The organism is Mycobacterium sp. 4D054, from assembly GCF_052245755.1.
GTDB lineage: Bacteria > Actinomycetota > Actinomycetes > Mycobacteriales > Mycobacteriaceae > Mycobacterium.
Genome location: NZ_JBQQCF010000054.1, coordinates 19,539 through 35,101 on the forward strand (window position 1 = coordinate 19,539; position 15,563 = coordinate 35,101).

The 15,563-nt window shown below is 65.8% G+C and carries 17 protein-coding genes and 2 pseudogenes; 5 read left to right on the forward strand and 14 right to left on the reverse strand.

Annotation, left to right across the window (positions count from 1 at the left end; all coding sequences use genetic code 11):
• The first annotated feature begins 50 nt into the window (after nucleotides 1–50).
• The gene (locus tag ACTWP6_RS25980) at nucleotides 51–389 is read left to right on the forward strand and encodes a thermonuclease family protein (RefSeq protein ID WP_443189188.1); all 339 of its coding nucleotides are present in this window, start codon (nucleotides 51–53) and stop codon (nucleotides 387–389) included.
• Between the two features lie 114 nt (nucleotides 390–503).
• On the opposite strand, the gene ACTWP6_RS25985 is transcribed toward ACTWP6_RS25980, so the two are convergent.
• From ACTWP6_RS25985 to ACTWP6_RS26010, 6 genes are all read right to left on the reverse strand, one after another.
• Complete coding sequence (locus tag ACTWP6_RS25985; protein ID WP_067774115.1) at nucleotides 504–1,133, reverse strand: class I SAM-dependent methyltransferase; 630 nt, start codon at nucleotides 1,131–1,133, stop codon at nucleotides 504–506.
• Nucleotides 1,134–1,159: 26 nt separating this feature from the next.
• Nucleotides 1,160–1,771 (reverse strand): methyltransferase family protein, encoded by a 612-nt coding sequence (locus ACTWP6_RS25990; RefSeq protein WP_006246593.1) that lies wholly within the window; start codon nucleotides 1,769–1,771, stop codon nucleotides 1,160–1,162.
• 79 nt (nucleotides 1,772–1,850) lie between these two features.
• On the reverse strand, nucleotides 1,851–2,513 hold the full coding sequence (locus tag ACTWP6_RS25995; protein ID WP_006246592.1) for a DsbA family protein: 663 nt from the start codon (nucleotides 2,511–2,513) through the stop codon (nucleotides 1,851–1,853).
• Complete coding sequence (locus ACTWP6_RS26000; RefSeq protein WP_006246591.1) at nucleotides 2,514–3,158, reverse strand: class I SAM-dependent methyltransferase; 645 nt, start codon at nucleotides 3,156–3,158, stop codon at nucleotides 2,514–2,516. It lies immediately after the preceding gene.
• Entirely contained in the window at nucleotides 3,155–3,859 is a 705-nt protein-coding gene (locus ACTWP6_RS26005) for an adenylate/guanylate cyclase domain-containing protein (RefSeq protein ID WP_006246590.1), read from the reverse strand. Before ACTWP6_RS26005 ends, ACTWP6_RS26000 begins: the two co-directional genes overlap by 4 nt.
• Nucleotides 3,834–4,472 (reverse strand): methyltransferase family protein, encoded by a 639-nt coding sequence (locus tag ACTWP6_RS26010; protein ID WP_006246589.1) that lies wholly within the window; start codon nucleotides 4,470–4,472, stop codon nucleotides 3,834–3,836. Before ACTWP6_RS26010 ends, ACTWP6_RS26005 begins: the two co-directional genes overlap by 26 nt.
• A gap of 116 nt (nucleotides 4,473–4,588) precedes the next feature.
• On the opposite strand from ACTWP6_RS26010, the gene ACTWP6_RS26015 reads away from it, so the two are divergent.
• A complete protein-coding gene (locus tag ACTWP6_RS26015) occupies nucleotides 4,589–4,960 on the forward strand; it encodes an ArsR/SmtB family transcription factor (RefSeq protein WP_050982640.1) in 372 nt (123 codons plus the stop codon).
• A complete protein-coding gene (locus ACTWP6_RS26020) occupies nucleotides 4,957–6,936 on the forward strand; it encodes a heavy metal translocating P-type ATPase (protein WP_084032479.1) in 1,980 nt (659 codons plus the stop codon). Before ACTWP6_RS26015 ends, ACTWP6_RS26020 begins: the two co-directional genes overlap by 4 nt.
• A gap of 306 nt (nucleotides 6,937–7,242) precedes the next feature.
• On the opposite strand, the gene ACTWP6_RS26025 is transcribed toward ACTWP6_RS26020, so the two are convergent.
• From ACTWP6_RS26025 to ACTWP6_RS26050, 6 genes and pseudogenes are all read right to left on the reverse strand, one after another.
• Nucleotides 7,243–7,710, reverse strand: a complete 468-nt coding sequence (locus ACTWP6_RS26025; RefSeq protein ID WP_006246586.1) for an arsenate-mycothiol transferase ArsC — start codon at nucleotides 7,708–7,710, stop codon at nucleotides 7,243–7,245.
• A 30-nt stretch (nucleotides 7,711–7,740) separates the two neighbouring features.
• The gene (locus tag ACTWP6_RS26030) at nucleotides 7,741–8,409 is read right to left on the reverse strand and encodes an arsenate reductase ArsC (RefSeq protein ID WP_013470140.1); all 669 of its coding nucleotides are present in this window, start codon (nucleotides 8,407–8,409) and stop codon (nucleotides 7,741–7,743) included.
• Between the two features lie 41 nt (nucleotides 8,410–8,450).
• Nucleotides 8,451–9,524: pseudogene (arsB, locus tag ACTWP6_RS26035) on the reverse strand (ACR3 family arsenite efflux transporter); the annotation flags it as partial.
• Complete coding sequence (locus ACTWP6_RS26040; RefSeq protein ID WP_003887763.1) at nucleotides 9,521–9,895, reverse strand: ArsR/SmtB family transcription factor; 375 nt, start codon at nucleotides 9,893–9,895, stop codon at nucleotides 9,521–9,523. The pseudogene arsB and the gene ACTWP6_RS26040, both read right to left, overlap by 4 nt.
• A gap of 43 nt (nucleotides 9,896–9,938) precedes the next feature.
• On the reverse strand, nucleotides 9,939–10,451 hold the full coding sequence (locus ACTWP6_RS26045) for a DinB family protein (protein ID WP_099962890.1): 513 nt from the start codon (nucleotides 10,449–10,451) through the stop codon (nucleotides 9,939–9,941).
• Between the two features lie 57 nt (nucleotides 10,452–10,508).
• On the reverse strand, nucleotides 10,509–10,985 hold the full coding sequence (locus ACTWP6_RS26050) for an ArsI/CadI family heavy metal resistance metalloenzyme (RefSeq protein ID WP_013470142.1): 477 nt from the start codon (nucleotides 10,983–10,985) through the stop codon (nucleotides 10,509–10,511).
• 101 nt (nucleotides 10,986–11,086) lie between these two features.
• On the opposite strand from ACTWP6_RS26050, the gene ACTWP6_RS26055 reads away from it, so the two are divergent.
• A complete protein-coding gene (locus tag ACTWP6_RS26055) occupies nucleotides 11,087–11,446 on the forward strand; it encodes an Rv2640c family ArsR-like transcriptional regulator (RefSeq protein WP_003887760.1) in 360 nt (119 codons plus the stop codon).
• Nucleotides 11,447–11,477: 31 nt separating this feature from the next.
• Here ACTWP6_RS26055 and ACTWP6_RS26060 read toward each other — a convergent pair whose 3' ends face one another.
• Both ACTWP6_RS26060 and ACTWP6_RS26065 read right to left on the reverse strand, forming a co-directional pair.
• Nucleotides 11,478–13,856, reverse strand: coding sequence for a tyrosine-type recombinase/integrase (locus ACTWP6_RS26060; protein WP_443189189.1), 2,379 nt, complete (start codon nucleotides 13,854–13,856; stop codon nucleotides 11,478–11,480).
• Entirely contained in the window at nucleotides 13,856–15,079 is a 1,224-nt protein-coding gene (locus tag ACTWP6_RS26065) for a tyrosine-type recombinase/integrase (RefSeq protein WP_067771209.1), read from the reverse strand. Before ACTWP6_RS26065 ends, ACTWP6_RS26060 begins: the two co-directional genes overlap by 1 nt.
• Before the next feature lie 336 nt (nucleotides 15,080–15,415).
• Here ACTWP6_RS26065 and ACTWP6_RS26070 point away from each other — a divergent pair.
• Nucleotides 15,416–15,563 (forward strand): annotated as a pseudogene (locus tag ACTWP6_RS26070) (lytic transglycosylase); the annotation flags it as partial.

Genomic DNA, 15,563 nt, shown 5'->3' on the forward strand with positions numbered 1-15,563 from the left:
TCTTCGAATTTGGTGCAGGAAGACATCGAAGCAGGCTCGAAAATGGATGCATGAGAATCTGTTTAGCGACAGCGCTGACGGTCGCCGCCACTGCTGCGGTCGCGATCCCGGCGACGGCGTGTGCGGCTCCGGTGGACGCCGCGCCGGCAACGGCGACGGTGCTGCGCGTGGTCGATGGTGACACTGTGGATGTTGTCGACGACGCTCGTGGACGCTTGCGGGTGCGTGTTCTCGGCATCGACACCCCCGAGACGAAAGGCACCGAGGAGTGCTGGGGCCGCCAGGCGACAGAGTTCGCGACGGCGACGCTGATGAACCGGCGCGTCGCGGTGCTTGGAGACGCCAGTCAGGATGCACGCGACCGCTACGGGCGGACTTATCTGCACTAGTCAATCCGTTCACCGGGGCCGGTCATCAGTCGGAGTCTTTGGAGCCTTCGAGGGCGCGGCTGAGCTGTTGATGTGGGACAGCTCTAGCTGGATGGTCGGTGAGTTCGCCTCGGGTTACGTGGGTTTGCGGGCGGTGAGGCGTTCGACGAGGCCGAGTTTGAAGCGTTCGACGCGTTCGATGTCGAGGTTGGGGTCGTTGCGGATGTGGTTGAGGGGGCGGCGCAGGAAGTGTTCGCCGCCGAGGGGAACGGTGAACAGTTCGAGGAAGCGTTGCACGGCTCGGGCGGGGGCGACGCTGCTGCGGATGTGATCGACCAGGATGAGTTGTCCGCCGGGGCGCAGGACGCGGGTCATTTCGTTGAGGGCTTTGGTGTGGTCGGGGATGGCGCAGAGCCCGAAGGTGCAGACGACGGTGTCGAAGGTGGCGTCGTCGAACGGTAGGTGGTGGGCGTCGGCTTGTTGCAGCGTGGCGGGGTGGCCGAGGTCGGCGGCACGTTGACGAGCCAGGTCGAGCATCTGTTCGCTCCAGTCGATCCCGGTCAGCGTGACGGTGTCGGGGTAGAACTCGAGGTTGAGGCCGGTGCCGACGGCGACTTCCAGGGTGGTGCCGGCCGCTTGGCTGCAGACCCATTGGCGGGAGTCGCCGAACAGGTGGCGGTCAAAGAATCCGATTTCGCGGTCGTAGGTACGGGATTTCTTGTCCCAGTATCGGTTCCATCGGGCGGTGCGATCACCGGTGGCCATGGTTCACCTCGATTCGAGTCGGCCAGTCAGACGATTCGGGTGCGTCCGATGTGGGGAACAAACCGGCCGACCGTCTCACAGTAGTCCCGGTAGGCCTGGCCGTGGATAGCGTTGAGATAGGGCTCTTCGACGACGCGGACCTGCAGCTCGATGGTGGCCAGCAGCACGACGAACGCGACCAGGGCGAGCGGGTTGGGGGTCATCAGGGTGATGCCGGCGGCGAAGATCAGCATCGCGGTGAAGATGGGGTTGCGCACCAGCCCGAACACACCACGGAGCACCAATGTGGTGGTCTCACTGGGGTCGACGCCAATCCGCCAGGACTCGCCCATGTCGCGCTGGGCGTAGAGGGTGGCCGCGATACCCGCCACCGCCAGCACCGTCCCGCCCACCTGAATCCACGGCGCCTGCAGGAGCGCGATCGGGGTGAGGATGCCGAGCAGTTGCAGCAGCGGTGCGGCCGCCCCGGCGAGGATGGCAGCGATGAATCCGGCGCCGGCGAACCATTCCAGCGAGCCAGGCCGGCCGTGGATGCCGCGAAACCCGGTCGAGCCGGTGCGGCGGTGCTGGGTCCAGCTGCGCCAGCCGAACCCTAAGACGGCAAAGACCAGGTAGAGAACGAGCGCGGTGGCGGGCATGGGTGAACCTCCTGGCCGGACTGAGATGAGTGTCGATGTGGAGAGGGGCGGTCAAGCCGATGGATGCGGCAGGCCGCGCCTAGTTCTCGGCGAGCGCTTGATCGAAGGCCTGGGCTAGGTCTTCATAGCTGTGTGGCTGGATGCGGGTGTCGTTGAGGAAGAAGGTCGGGGTGCCCTGCACGCCCAAGGCGCGGCCGTCGGCCATGTCGAGTTGGATGCGTTCGAGGGTGGCGGGATTGGCGTAGGCCGCGTCGAACTCGGCCATGTCCAGGCCGAGTTCTGTTGCGAATCCGCGGAATACGTCATCGGCTGGGGTTTGCTTTTCACCCCACTGGGCTTGGGTGTCATACATTTTGCGATACATCGCCTCCAGTTGGCCTTGCTGGGCGGCGGCTTCCACCGCGCGGGCGGCCCGCTCGGCGTTGACGTGGGCTTGCAGCGGGAAGTAGCGGATCACGAAATTCACCCGGTCGCCGTATTCGGCCCGCGCTTTTTCGATCTCTGGGTAGACCGCGCGGCAGCCCTCGCATTCGAAGTCGAGAAACTCCACGAACGTCACCGTGCTGTCGGGCACCGTGTTGAGTCGGTGGCTGTTCTCGCGCACCACCTGCCCGGCCTCGCCGGTATCGGGCTGTGCCGTGGTGGTCGAGTCGCGGTCGCGCACTGACAGGTAGACCAGCGCCCCGATCGCCATGGCGGCGATGACGAACGCGGTGAGCAGGATGCGGCTGGTGCGCGCCATTCAGATACCTCTTTTGTGGGCGTGGACGATCTGGAACGGGGCGGCCCAGCTGCGCGCGGGCAGATGGGTGGTGACGGCCAGTCCGTGTGCGGTGAATGCGTCGGCCAGGCCGGTGCCCAGGACGTCGCGGGCGTGGGGTCGTTCGGCGAGCCGCATGTAGGTCTCGAAGATGGTGCGGGCGGTGGGTGGTGGGTCGAGGTCGATGGCGATGACCTGGCCGGCGAGACGTAGAACGCGGATGGCTTCGTCGATGGCGCGGTGGCGGATGTCGGTGGGCAGTTCGTGCCAGCCGAACACGCTCATCACCACGTCGAAGGTGTCATTGCCGAACGGCAGTGCGGCGGCGTCACCTTCATGCAGCGCCACGGTACCGATCCCGGCGCGGGTGAGGTAGCGGCGGCCGACGGCCAGCATTTCCGGGGAGATGTCGAGGCAATCCACTCGTGTGCTCGGGGATTTGCGGGCGAGCAGGCGGGCGGCGTAGCCGGTGCCGCCGCACAGTTCGAGCACTCGTTTCGGTTTCTGGTCGGCGACGAGCTGGGCGAGCCGGTCATGGGGTCGGCCGGGGATGAACCGGTTGCCGGCTTCGAACAGCGGTCCGGCCAGGGCGAATTTGAGCCGGTTGCGGCCCCAGGGGCGGCTCATGTCGGCTGCCGTTCACTGGCGGTGACCGGGAGTGTCGATGTGTAAGTGCTTGGGGTGGTGGTGAATTGGTGGGCGCAGTCGGTCGAGCAGAACCACCAATCCCGGTCCTGGTAGCGGCGTCGCGCCCGGGCGGTTTCCGGGTTGATCCGCATGCCGCAGACCGGGTCGCGGGGGTAGCGGGCCTCGGTCAGGGCCAGCGTGTGTAGCGGAATCGGGGTGGTGATGCTGCGCAGCGGCGGAGCACCGATCGCTGGGGTGGACAGGCCTTGTCGGGTAGCGGCAGCCGCGATCGGGTCGGTGATCACGGCGTGGCCGGCCCCGGCGAGTGCGGTGATGCGGGCGGCGATGTTGACGGTGTGGCCGAACACGTCGCCGCCGCGGGCGATGACGGGTCCGTGATGGATTCCGGCGCGCAGCGCCAGGAACCCGTCCTCGCCGGCGACCTGCTCTGCCAGGTCGGTGAGGGTGGCCAGCATCTGGGTGGGTGTGTCGGCGGTCAACATGACCGCGTCCCCGATCGTCTTCACCAGCCTCACGCCCGGTTGTAGTGCAGCCTGTGCCAGGTCGGCAAGCCGCGCGGCGAGCTGGGCGGCTTCGTGGTCGCCGCAGATTTCGGTGAGGATGCTGTAGCCGGCCAGGTCGACAAACGCCGCCGTCGCCTCGACCGTGTCGAAGTCAGGTGTAGTGTCGGGCAGCATCATTGGTCTCATCTCTGGTGCGGCCGAGCCACGGTAGGAAGCGCCCCACTCGGGTGGTGTAGTCGCGGTAGGTGTGGCCGTGGACGCGGCGCAGGTAGGGCTCTTCCACTTCGCGCACCTGCAGCTGGATGCCGGCGATCGCGATCAGCAGGCCGGCGATCGCTATCGGGTTGGGCACCATCAGCGTCAGGCCGGTCAGGGTGAGCAGCAGTGTGGTGAAGATCGGGTTGCGCACAATCGCGAACGGGCCGCCGGTGACCAGCTCGGTGCGTTCGGTCTCATCAACCCCGATCCGCCACGAGGCCCCCAACCCCAGCTGGGCCTGCAAGGTCAGCCCGATGCCCACCACCGCAACCGCGATCCCAGTCGCATGAACCAGCAGATGGTCGGCGAAACGCAGTGGGGCGAGCCCGGCCAGGGCCGCCGCTGGGGCGCCGACGCCGACCAGCAGATAGCCCACGTCGGCGAGCGCGAGCGCCCACCATTCCAGGGTGCCGTCGGGCCGCCAACCCCGCCGGTTGCCGCTGTCGCCGATGCGGGCCAGCTGGATCCGGCGCCGACAGGCCCCGATCACCAGCATCAACATCGCGAACAGGCCCAGTGCAGTCAGTGCCATCGCCTGCTCCTTCCCGGTCGGCCCGTCCCCGCCCTGCGTCCTCATCCATCGGGTTGTATCGATGTTGGCGGGGTTGACCGATCAATAGTGTTGGACGCTATCATCGTCGTGTGGCGATGAAAAGTGGTTCGGTCGATCCCGCGATGTGCGGGAATGTGGATGCGGCGACGGCGTTGTTTCACAGCCTCTCGGATGGCACCCGGTTGGCGATCCTGCGCCGGCTGGCGGTCGGTGAGGCGCGGGTGGTGGATCTGACCGGCGAGTTGGGGTTGGCGCAGTCGACGGTGTCGGCGCATCTGGCGTGCCTGCGCGACTGCGGGCTGGTGGATTTCCGGCCGCAGGGCCGCGCCTCGGTGTATCGGCTGGCCCGCCCGGAACTACTGGACATGTTGCGGGCCGCCGAAGCTGTCTTGGAGGCCACCGGCAACGCGGTGGCGTTGTGCCCCAACTACGGCCACCCGACTGAGCGGAAGAAGGTTGCGCGATGAGTGAGGCGTGCGGCTGCGGCAGCGACGACCGCCCCGGCGAGGACGAGCAGGAACCCGAACGGCTTTGGGAGATCACCGAACTGCGCGCCGCCGCGGTGGCGGGCGTGGTGCTTTTGGCCGGCTATGTGGTCGGCTGGTCCGGCGGCCCCCATGCGGTCGAAATCGGCCTGTATGCGCTCGCCTTGGTGATCGGTGCCTACACGTTCGTGCCTTCGACGCTGCGCCGGCTGGCGCAGGGCAAGATCGGGGTCGGCACGCTGATGACGATCGCCGCGGTCGGCGCGGTGATCCTCGGCGAGGTCGGCGAGGCCGCCATGCTGGCGTTCCTGTTCTCCATCAGCGAGGGCCTCGAAGAATACTCCCTCGCCCGCACCCGCCGAGGTCTGCGGGCGTTGTTGTCGCTGGTGCCCGATGAGGCCACCGTGCTCCGCGACGGTACCGAAACCACCATCGCCCCAGCAGAGTTGGCGGTGGGTGACCGGATGCTGGTCAAGCCCGGCGAACGCGTCGCCACCGACGGCACGATCGTGTCGGGGCGCACGGCGCTGGATGTTTCGGCCATCACCGGCGAATCCGTGCCGGTAGAGGCCGGGCCCGGTGATGAGGTGTTCGCCGGGTCGATCAACGGCACCAGCGTGCTGGAGGTTGAGGTCACGTCCACTGCTGCTGACAACTCGTTGGCCCGCATCGTGGCGATCGTGGAGGCCGAGCAGTCCCGCAAGGGCGAAGCCCAGCGCCTGGCCGACCGCATCGCCAAACCCCTGGTCCCCGCGATCATGATCGCCGCGGTCCTCATCGCCGCCATCGGCAGCGTGTTGGGCGATCCGCTGGTGTGGATCGAACGTGCCCTGGTGGTGTTGGTGGCGGCCTCTCCTTGCGCGCTGGCGATCTCGGTGCCGGTCACGGTGGTCGCCGCGATCGGCGCGGCTAGCAAGCTCGGTGTCTTGGTCAAGGGCGGGGCGGCGCTGGAAGCCCTGGGCGCGGTCCGCACGATCGCGCTGGACAAGACAGGCACCCTGACCGCCAACGCACCCACCGTCATCGACGTCGCCACCACCAACGGCGCCACCCGCGAGCACGTGCTGGATGTGGCGGCGGCGTTGGAGGCCCGCAGCGAACACCCCCTCGCGGCAGCGATTCTCGCCGCCGCGCAGGGCCCCGTGCAACCGGCTGATGACGTGCAGGCGGTCACCGGTGCCGGGTTGACCGGCGCGCGGGATGGCCGTCGATTGCGGCTGGGCCGCCCCGGCTGGCTTGACCCCGGCCCGCTGGCCGGCCAGGTCGCGGCCATGCAGGCCGCCGGCGCCACCGCCGTGCTCATCGAAGACAACGACCAGATCATCGGGGCAGTCGCGGTGCGCGATGAGCTGCGGCCCGAAGCCGCCCACGTCGTCGCCCAGCTGCGCCGCGGCGGGTATCAGGTGGCCATGCTCACCGGTGACAACCAAGCGACCGCCCACGCATTGGCCAAGCAGGTGGGCATCGAGGTCGTGCATGCCGATCTGCGGCCCGAAGACAAAGCCGCGCTAATTGGTCAAATGCGCCAACGTTCCTCGACGGCCATGGTCGGTGACGGCGTCAACGACGCCCCGGCCCTGGCCACTGCCGATTTGGGTATCGCCATGGGCGCGATGGGCACCGACGTGGCCATCGAAACCGCCGACGTCGCGCTGATGGGTGAAGACCTGCGCCACCTCACCCAAGCACTGGCCCACGCGCGGCGCGCGAGGCGGATCATGCTGCAAAACGTCGGCCTCTCACTGGCATTGATTACGGTGCTCATTCCGCTCGCCCTCACCGGTGTCCTCGGGCTGGCCGCGGTCGTCGCGGTGCACGAACTCGCCGAAATCGTCGTCATCGCCAACGGCGTGCGCGCCGGACGCACCAAGCCCCTCGGGGGCACCATCATCGAAACCGGAACCGACTCCCACCGGCTGGCCCACACCCGCAACCAGAAGACCACGGCAGCCAGCTGAACTCGGGGCCGCAACATCGGGGTAAGACCCCGGATCGATCACGTCAACGGCGTCGCACTCCGAAGCGCCGCCAGCACGCGATCCCTGGTCGGAAGGTCCAATCGGCACGCATCAGCTGCCAGCTCAGTGCCCGGCTTCATGACATCCATACCATCAACGAGCACTGTTGGCGATGGATATCCACCGACCCTTTCCACCACCACATCTTCAGCGATATCAACCTCAGACAGACACTCGGCGAGCAAGCGCCGAGCCGCCGCTGCATTCGGACATCCCGGGCTCGTGAGAAGTTCCACACGCATACATCTAGCTTCGCTCAATACGCGCGTTGGATCGGGATGGCTGGCCGGTGGGTGGTGTGATCGCGGTGGAAAGGTTGGCGGCCAAGGCCTGGACGCGCGTGGTGATGTCGTCGCGGATGATTCGCATGCGGTCGATTCCGTCGATGCCGCGCAAGGAGGGTTCGTCGGTATCCCACCGCTGGATGGTGACGCCGGGACAGTACTCGTCGAGGTGGGCTTGGCTGCCGACGATGACGACCAGGTCGGCGTCGTCGAGCATCTGCGCGGTGAGTTGGGCGGGCTGATGGTCGCTGATGTCGACGCCGACTTCTGCCAAGGCTTGTACCGAGAGGTCGTTGACGGCGGTCTTGGCGCGGGTGCCCGCCGAGCTGACGTGGATGGTCGGTCCGGCGATCTGGCGCATGAGCCCGGCGGCCATGACCGATTTTCCGGCGTTACTGACGCAGACGAACAACACTGATGTGTCAGCCATATTCGGTGTGTTCCCTTGAGGTTTTCGCGGCTACCGGGTGACGGGCACGTTCAGGTCGGCCAACAAACGGTGGACGCGTTCTTCGATGTCGTCGCGGATCGGGCGGACGGCGTCGAGGCCCTGGCCGGCGGGGTCGGGCAGTTCCCAGTTCTCGTAGCGTTTCCCGGGGAAGATCGGGCAGGCGTCCCCGCAGCCCATGGTGATGACGACGTCGGCCGCCTGCACAATTTCGTCGGTCCAGGGTTTGGGGTATTCGCCAGTGATGTCGATACCGACTTCGTGCATGGCAGCGATCGCGGCGGGGTTGATCTCGTTGCCGGGTTCGGATCCACCGGACCAGGCGACGGCCCGGTCACCGGCCAGGTGGGTGAAGTAGCCCAGCGCCATCTGCGAGCGGCCGGCGTTGTGGGTGCACAGGAACAACACGGTCGGTTTGCCGTCGCTGATCTTTCCTTCCACTCTCGCCAGGGCGTGCAGGCGTTGGCGGGCGAACCGTTCGGCCAACAGCGGCAGGAAGTTCGGAATGGTGGCCCGGCCGGCGAACTGGTCGTAGGACGAATGCAAGAACCGTTCGATGGTTTCGGTACCGAAGGTGCCATCGAACTCACCGCCCAGCCGGGTCGCCGCGGTTTTCAGGGCGAGTTGCTGGTCGATGGACAGATCGTGGCGAAGCTCGTGGGTGACGGGGCTGTCAGTCATGGATTGGGTTCCGTTCTCGTCGTCGAGCCGTCGGCAGGAAGGTGTTGGGAGGTGTGGTGGTGGAACCGGTTGCGCAACGCCAAGGACACGTAGACCAACCCGACCAGGACCGGGACTTCGATCAACGGGCCGACGACGCCGGCCAGGGCTTGGCCGGAGGTGGCGCCGTAGGTGGCGATCGCGACGGCGATGGCGAGTTCGAAGTTGTTGCCCGCGGCGGTGAACGCCAGGGTGGTGGTGCGCTCATAACCGAGATCGAGCATGGTGCCGAGCAGGTAGCCTCCGCCCCACATGATCGCGAAGTACGCTAGTAGCGGCAGGGCGATGCGGGCGACGTCGAACGGTTGGTGGGTGATCTGGTCGCCTTGCAGCGCAAAGAGAATCACGATAGTGAACAGCAGCCCGTAGAGCGCCCACGGCCCGATCCGGGGCAGGAACTTGGCCTCGTACCAGTCACGGCCCTTGGTTTTCTCGCCGAGCCGGCGCGACAGGTAGCCGGCCAGCAGCGGGATGCCCAGAAATATGAGCACGGACTTGGCGATCTGCCACGGGGAGGTGTCGATGGTGGTCTGTTCCAGGCCGAGCCAGCCGGGCAGCACCGACAGATAGAACCAGCCCAGCAGGGCGAACATGATGACCTGGAAGATCGAGTTGAGCGCCACGAGGACGGCGGCGGCTTCCCGGTCGCCGCAGGCCAGGTCGTTCCAGATGATGACCATGGCGATGCAGCGGGCCAGGCCGACGATGATCAGGCCGGTCCGGTATTCGGGCAGGTCGGGCAGCAGCAGCCACGCGAGCGCGAACATCAGCGCGGGGCCGAGCACCCAGTTCAGGACCAGTGAGGACAGCAGCAGCTTGCGGTCGCCGGTGACGGTGTCGAGGCGGTCGTAGCGGACCTTGGCCAGCACCGGGTACATCATGATGAGCAGGCCAAGAGCGATGGGTAGTGAAATCCCGTCCAGCTGAACGCTTTCCAGCGCGGTGTTCAAGCCGGGAACCCAGCGGCCCAGCAGCAACCCGGCGACCATCGCCGCGCCGATCCACAGCGGCAGGAACCGATCCAGGGTGGAGAGCTTGCCCACGACCGCTGGGGCCGGGGTGGTGGTGTCGGTCATGCCGACACCCCGGCGGCTGCGTCAATGCCGAACAGGACGGCGAGGCTGGCCAGCGCGTCGGGCACCACGGCGTAGTACACCCAGGAGGCCCGGCGCTGTGAGGTCAGTAGCCCGGCGTCGCGCAGCACTTTGAGGTGGTGGCTGATGGTCGGTTGTGACACCTCGATGTCGGCGGAGATGTCGCAGACGCAGGCCTCACCACCGGCGTGGCTGGCGATCGCGGAGAACAGCTGCAGGCGTACCGGATCGGCCAGCGCTTTGAGTTTGACCGCCATGTCCGCCGCGTCCGCGGCGGTAAGGGGTTCGCGCAGCAGCGCCCCGGGTGGGCAGCACGCGTCCCCGTCGGTCAACGACTCCTGCGACTTCGACATACATCAATATTGACGGATATCGAAGTTGTTGGCAAATGAAACGTCAGGTGAAGGTGAGTTGGGCGGCGTGGAAGTCGAAGTGGCGCCCGGGGTAGCGGTAGACGTCTTCCAGCGTCATGTAGTCGGAGAAGAACGGATCCCATCCCGGCGGGAAATGCATGCCGCGCCGCAGGGTGTCGTCGGTCTCGCGGGCGAGCCGGTGTTGCAGTGAGTCGATGACCCGGTCGAGTTTGGCGCCCATCCTGCGCCGGTTGTAGACCATGGCGGCGGCGCATGATCCGTAGTAGTTGATTTGATGAAACGGCGTGGTCGCGGCGTTGAGCAACCGGGCGTATGCCCCGCTGACGCGGTCAGGTAGTCGGCCCATCACCCGCACCAGGGGCAGCAGCCGCTGCACGACCACGTAGCCGAACACCATGTGGAACAGCAATTGTTCGTTGGTCCACCGGGTTCCGCGCGTCGGCGCATCCCAGTCGTCGGGGCCGGCGGCCGCCAGTAGCTGGTGGAACGTGACACGCGCGCGCTCCAGATCGGCAGCGATGGCATCGCGGTCCATGCCCCGATCATGCGCCTGCCGCGGCCATGTGACCACGGCCGCGGCAGGTGCGATCGGCTAGCAACAGGACGCTGCGGCGGGGTCAGCCTCCTTGGAGGCTCCGCCGCAACACACCCCACCCTCGCCGTCGGCGGAATCGTCGAGGTGCTGTGGGCTGGTGCCGAAGGTGTCGGAGTCGGCCAGCACCGTGTAGACCTCCCATTTCTCTCCGGCCGGCCCGGTCACCCAGACCTTGTCCTGGGTGGCGAAGCAACACGTGGTGCCGATCTCCTCATCGGTGAACAGCCCCTCGCCGGTCAGGCGGGCGATCTCGGCGTGCACCTTGTCGCTGGATTGGACCTCGACGCCGAGGTGGTTGATGGTGCCGCCCTTACCGGGATTTTCCAGCAGCACCAGCTTCAGCGGCGGCTCGGCGACGGCGAAGTTGGCATAGCCGGGCTTGACCTTGGCGGGGTCGACGCCGAACAGTTTGGTGTAGAACGTGATCGCCTCGTCGAGGTCATCGACGTTGAGGGCGAGTTGCATACGGGACATGATGGACCTCCCACTAGGGATGAGACATATATCGAACTGGCGCGTCGACCTCAGGATGCCACCTTTTTGATATATGTCAAGACAGGTGGCAGGATGGGGTCATGCCCAAAGCGCTGCCCGTGATCGACATGTCCGCCCCGGTGTGCTGCGCCCCGGTCGCCGCGGGCCCGATCAGCGACGCCGATGCCCTGCAGGTCGCGATGCGGCTCAAGGCGCTCGCCGACCCGGTGCGGGTCAAGATGATGTCGCTGCTGTTCAGCTCACGCCCCGGCGAAGAGACCAGCGGCGATCTGGCCGCGGTGCTCGACCTGAGTGAATCCACCGTCAGCCACCACCTGGGCCAGCTCCGCAAAGCCGGGCTGGTGATCTCCGACCGGCGCGGCATGAACGTCTTTCACCGCGTCAAACCCGAAGCCCTGCAGGCACTCTGCGTCGTCCTCGACCCCAACTGCTGCACCTAGCTGTCAGAAGGACGGTCCCTTACTGCTCGCGTCAGGACGTGTGCGCGGCAAGGAGTACCGGGGCCGCCTCGGTGAGGGCTGCCAGCCTCGCCGCCTTGCGGTCGGCGTGCTCAATGGTGAGGCGTAATTGGTTAACGTCGCCCAGCCACCGGTTCTTTTGGGCCTCGACCACCTGGAGGCGAAGGTTGTCACGGATCTCATCGAGCCTTGCGGCCTGGGCCGGTTCAACCTCGCAGAAATCGCACCGGATGCAGGCATGTTCATGGGAACAGTCAGATCCATAGGGGCGGTGGCAATTGCCGAGCGCGATCCGGCGCTGGCCGAAGTGTTCGACGAACTCGTCCCATTCGGCTTGGGTGGGCTCACGGTATTCGGCCGATGGCCGTGCCTGTCTACGGTTGTCGATGAACCGGTTATATGCCTCGAAGACATCTTTCTGATACACCGCGGTGTAGCCGCGCGTGACTTCGATATTGTTGTGGCCCACCATCTTTGCGGCCAAATGGATCGGGAACCCGGCGTTGACGATGTCGGTGATGAAGATCCGGCGAAAGTCGTGTGGCGTGAAATGCAGCGAAGTACCGTCAGCGTCCTTCAAGGCCATGCTGTTGGCCAGCTCTGATAACCACTTTCGGACCGTGCACTGGTTGATTACCCGCGACCGTCCACCCTCTCGGATCTGGATCAGATGCGGCATCGGCGCCGACACCTGGCGTTCCTGTGTGTCGATTCGGCAGCACAGCGGAACGCGGCCATCGATGCTGACGAACTCGACCAGTCGCGCCAAGGTGGTGGTCAACTCCGGGCTGCAGGGAAATATCCGCTCCTGATCGGTCTTGCTCGGTGCGATCTGCAGGAGCGGTATCACGGTGCCATCGGGTTTGCGGTACTGCTTGATGCTCAGATGGGTCAGCTCCAGCATCTCTTCGATCCGGATACCGGTGTGGCGCAACACCTCGATGATCGTCCAGGTCATGAAGGCCCGTGTCACGGTGTAGTGGATGTCAACCCGCTTCTCCGATCCATCCTGCAGAACATGGATGCGCACTCGGTCGGCCCGCTTGCCCGGTGTGTGCTTGATGTAGGTGCTCCCGTGCACGGCGAACGGTTCACCGAACGGCGCTGTCGTCGCGACCGCTTGCAGCTCTGCTGCTTGCACGTACGCCCGCCGGGCTGCAGCGACGAGTGCATCGACGTGCGGGGTGAGGGTGCGGGTGCGGGCATGCATGCGGTGTGCCCGCTGGGCCCGGCGCTTCTGCTGGCCTCGGACGTCGCGGATGCTGACCGGGCATGAGACAGCCCAATGGGCCCACGTCGAGGGATCCTCGTGGGACCAGGCAGCCACGTCGAGGTAGAAGCTGCGGACCGCTCCCAGAATGCTCTCGGCGTGCCGGCGCGGAGTCCCATCCGGTTTGGTGCGCAACCACTCTTTCCAGGCGGATGCCTGGGCCTTCGTCAAACTGATTGTGTCGATGCCGGGGTTGGCGTCTTCGATCGGTTTCCAGAACAGCTTCACCAGGTTTCGGCTGGTTCCGTCCAGGCTGGCGTAGTCCTGACCGACGGCGATCTCGGCGAGGTAGGCGATCAACAGTCCTCGCACGCTGGGAGCTCGCACATTGAAGCGGTCGACCAGTTCGGTGGGACTGAGACGTTTGGCGATGAGGTAGTGCCGCAGGTCGTCGGCTTCACCGGCGAACAGTCCGCCGCGGCGTCCGTAGTGCCACATGGCGAGAAGATCCCCCGGCATCCTGCCGGTCGAGACGAGAAAGTCTCGGTAGGCCAACACATGCTGGCTGTGCAGCTCGGTGATTGGCAGCCCGTTGCAGATGCTGATACGTACCAGGTGGGTGGCGGTTCGCCATTTCTTCACTTCCGGTGCGCCCTCGTGCTCCGCGGCGGCGAAGTAGCGATCCCACGCCTTCGGTTCGTGCGTGGTCGTCCAGTCACGGTAGAACCGCGCCTGCTTGTTCTCGATCAACCAGTCATGGCCGGGACGAATGACCCCCAGCATTATGAGTGCGTTGATCGACAGCCTTGCCCCAAGCCGTGTATGCGATCCGGTTGATAAGGCTGGGCACCACGCCTTCGGCTGGCGATCGGAATCGCTGGCGATCCAACGGTCTTGATAACTGTCGCCGACAAAGCCATCCAGCCAGTCCAATAGGCGACTCAGCCAGAGCCGTGCACCGCTGCGGGCTACTGCCTCGCTGCGGTACTTCTCACTCATCCGTGCCATCACGAGCGGAAGTCCCGCAGTGATGATGCGTTCACGTTCGGCGCAGGTGACAGTGTTTCCGAACCACGGATGGTCCTCGGGCGTCGGGGACAGCGAAGGCAGTACTTCGACTGGATGGTTGGCAAACGCAGACGAACTCGCCAGCGACTGGGCACGCGTGAGCACCCGCGCCATCAGAATGCCCGACCGAAAAGAACTTGGAGATCTTCTGCCGCATAGCCTTTCGCCGGCGTGGGCTGCGGTGACGGGGGTCTATTCCAGTGCTGATCAAGTTTGTCGACGAGTTCGGCTACGGTGAGTCGCAGGTAGCGTGTGGTGCTGGCGATCGACGCGTGCCGCATCAGCTCCTGCATTTCCGCGATGGTCATGTTCTCGTCCTGGGCGAGACGCATGCAGAAGGTGTGCCGGAAGTCATGCATCGTGACGTTGGAGCCCAGCAGCGCGTTGCTGCGTTCAAGGATCTGTCGCATTGCCCAATAGCTCAGCGGCCGCGGTGTGCCGCGCAATGTCAGCCAGACTGGCTCTTCAGGCGGACCCACGGGGCGCTCAGCAAGGTACCGGGCGATCCAGAGATACGCAGTGGGACTGATACGGACCATGACACGACTTCCATTCCCGCCCTTGGGTATTACATCGGCGGTTTGGTCGGCGGCATGGAGCATCCCCCGCCGCATGCTGAGCAGTTCACTGGCGCGTAAACCAGAGGAGATCGCCGTAGCGACAATGGCACGGTCGCGGTTTGTTCTCAGCGATGCAAATACCTCCTCGTACAGGTCGTCGCTGAGCGCGCGCGGCGCACGTTCCACTAGCTTCTGCCGATAAGGCGCGCGCTTTTGGGGGCGCGGGTTATCGAAGTGCTGGCGGTGCACGTCGAGTCGAGTGAGATCGTCGCGCGATTTCGGTACCGGGTTGATGAGCGGCCCGAGATCCGACTCCAGGGCGAACTCGTAGAAGCCACTGAGCGACGACAGTCTGCGATTCATCGACGACCGCGCGTAGGAAGACTCCAGGTAGGCCTTGCCCGTCCGCTCGTTCACAGAACCTGGGGTCGGCCGATGAGTATCCGCACTCGATCCGCGGCGTCGTTGCGGGTTCGCGCGACACCGGTACCACCTCACCCAGTCCCGGACTTCGCCCCGCGTTGCCTGAGTCCACGAAACCTGCAGTGCGCCGAGGAAACGACTCCAGCTCAGTAGGTCGTACGCATAGGCGCGCAGCGTCGCAGGCGAGTTGTCGCACGCGAACAGGTCGGCCAACCACAGATTGACGTGGTTTACGCCGGCACCCGACTCGTCGACCAAACGCCACGGCAACGAGCCCGCATTGCCGCGAACGACCGCACCAAGCCTCGGGACATCGAGAACCTCCACAAGTCTCGGTTCGATCCCGTCATCCATCACAGCCCCTGGTCCGGAAGTTCAATCTGCGTGGAGACTAAACGCACCGGCCGACAAGTTGAGCCTGCACAGCCGCACCACGTGGATCATCCAACTGCAGTTAACCGCACCTTGGCCTACGTCGAGACCGACCAGGGCGACTACTCCGTTCTTGCCGCGGCCGCAGGGGCAGCACGAAGCTACGTTTTCGATGTATCCAGGCCGCCGCAGCGGGCAGGCGAGATCGCCGCGGCCGAAGCGTCAGCGCGCACTGCCGGCCGCGGATTGTGGGGCCCACCCTGCTTCGGGGAGACAGACGCTTAGGCGCAGTAGCGGTGCCGCCTGCTGCCGAATTTTGTGTCTGGGGGGTGGGTCTTAGTCGCTGATACTGGTTTCGTGTCGGTTGGCGCGGTGGTGGCTCAGGTCGGTGAGGTGCTGGGCCGCGCGCACTCACTGTTCGGCGACCCGCCGGCCTCCGGGCAAGGACCCGCCGCGGGCTCGGTGA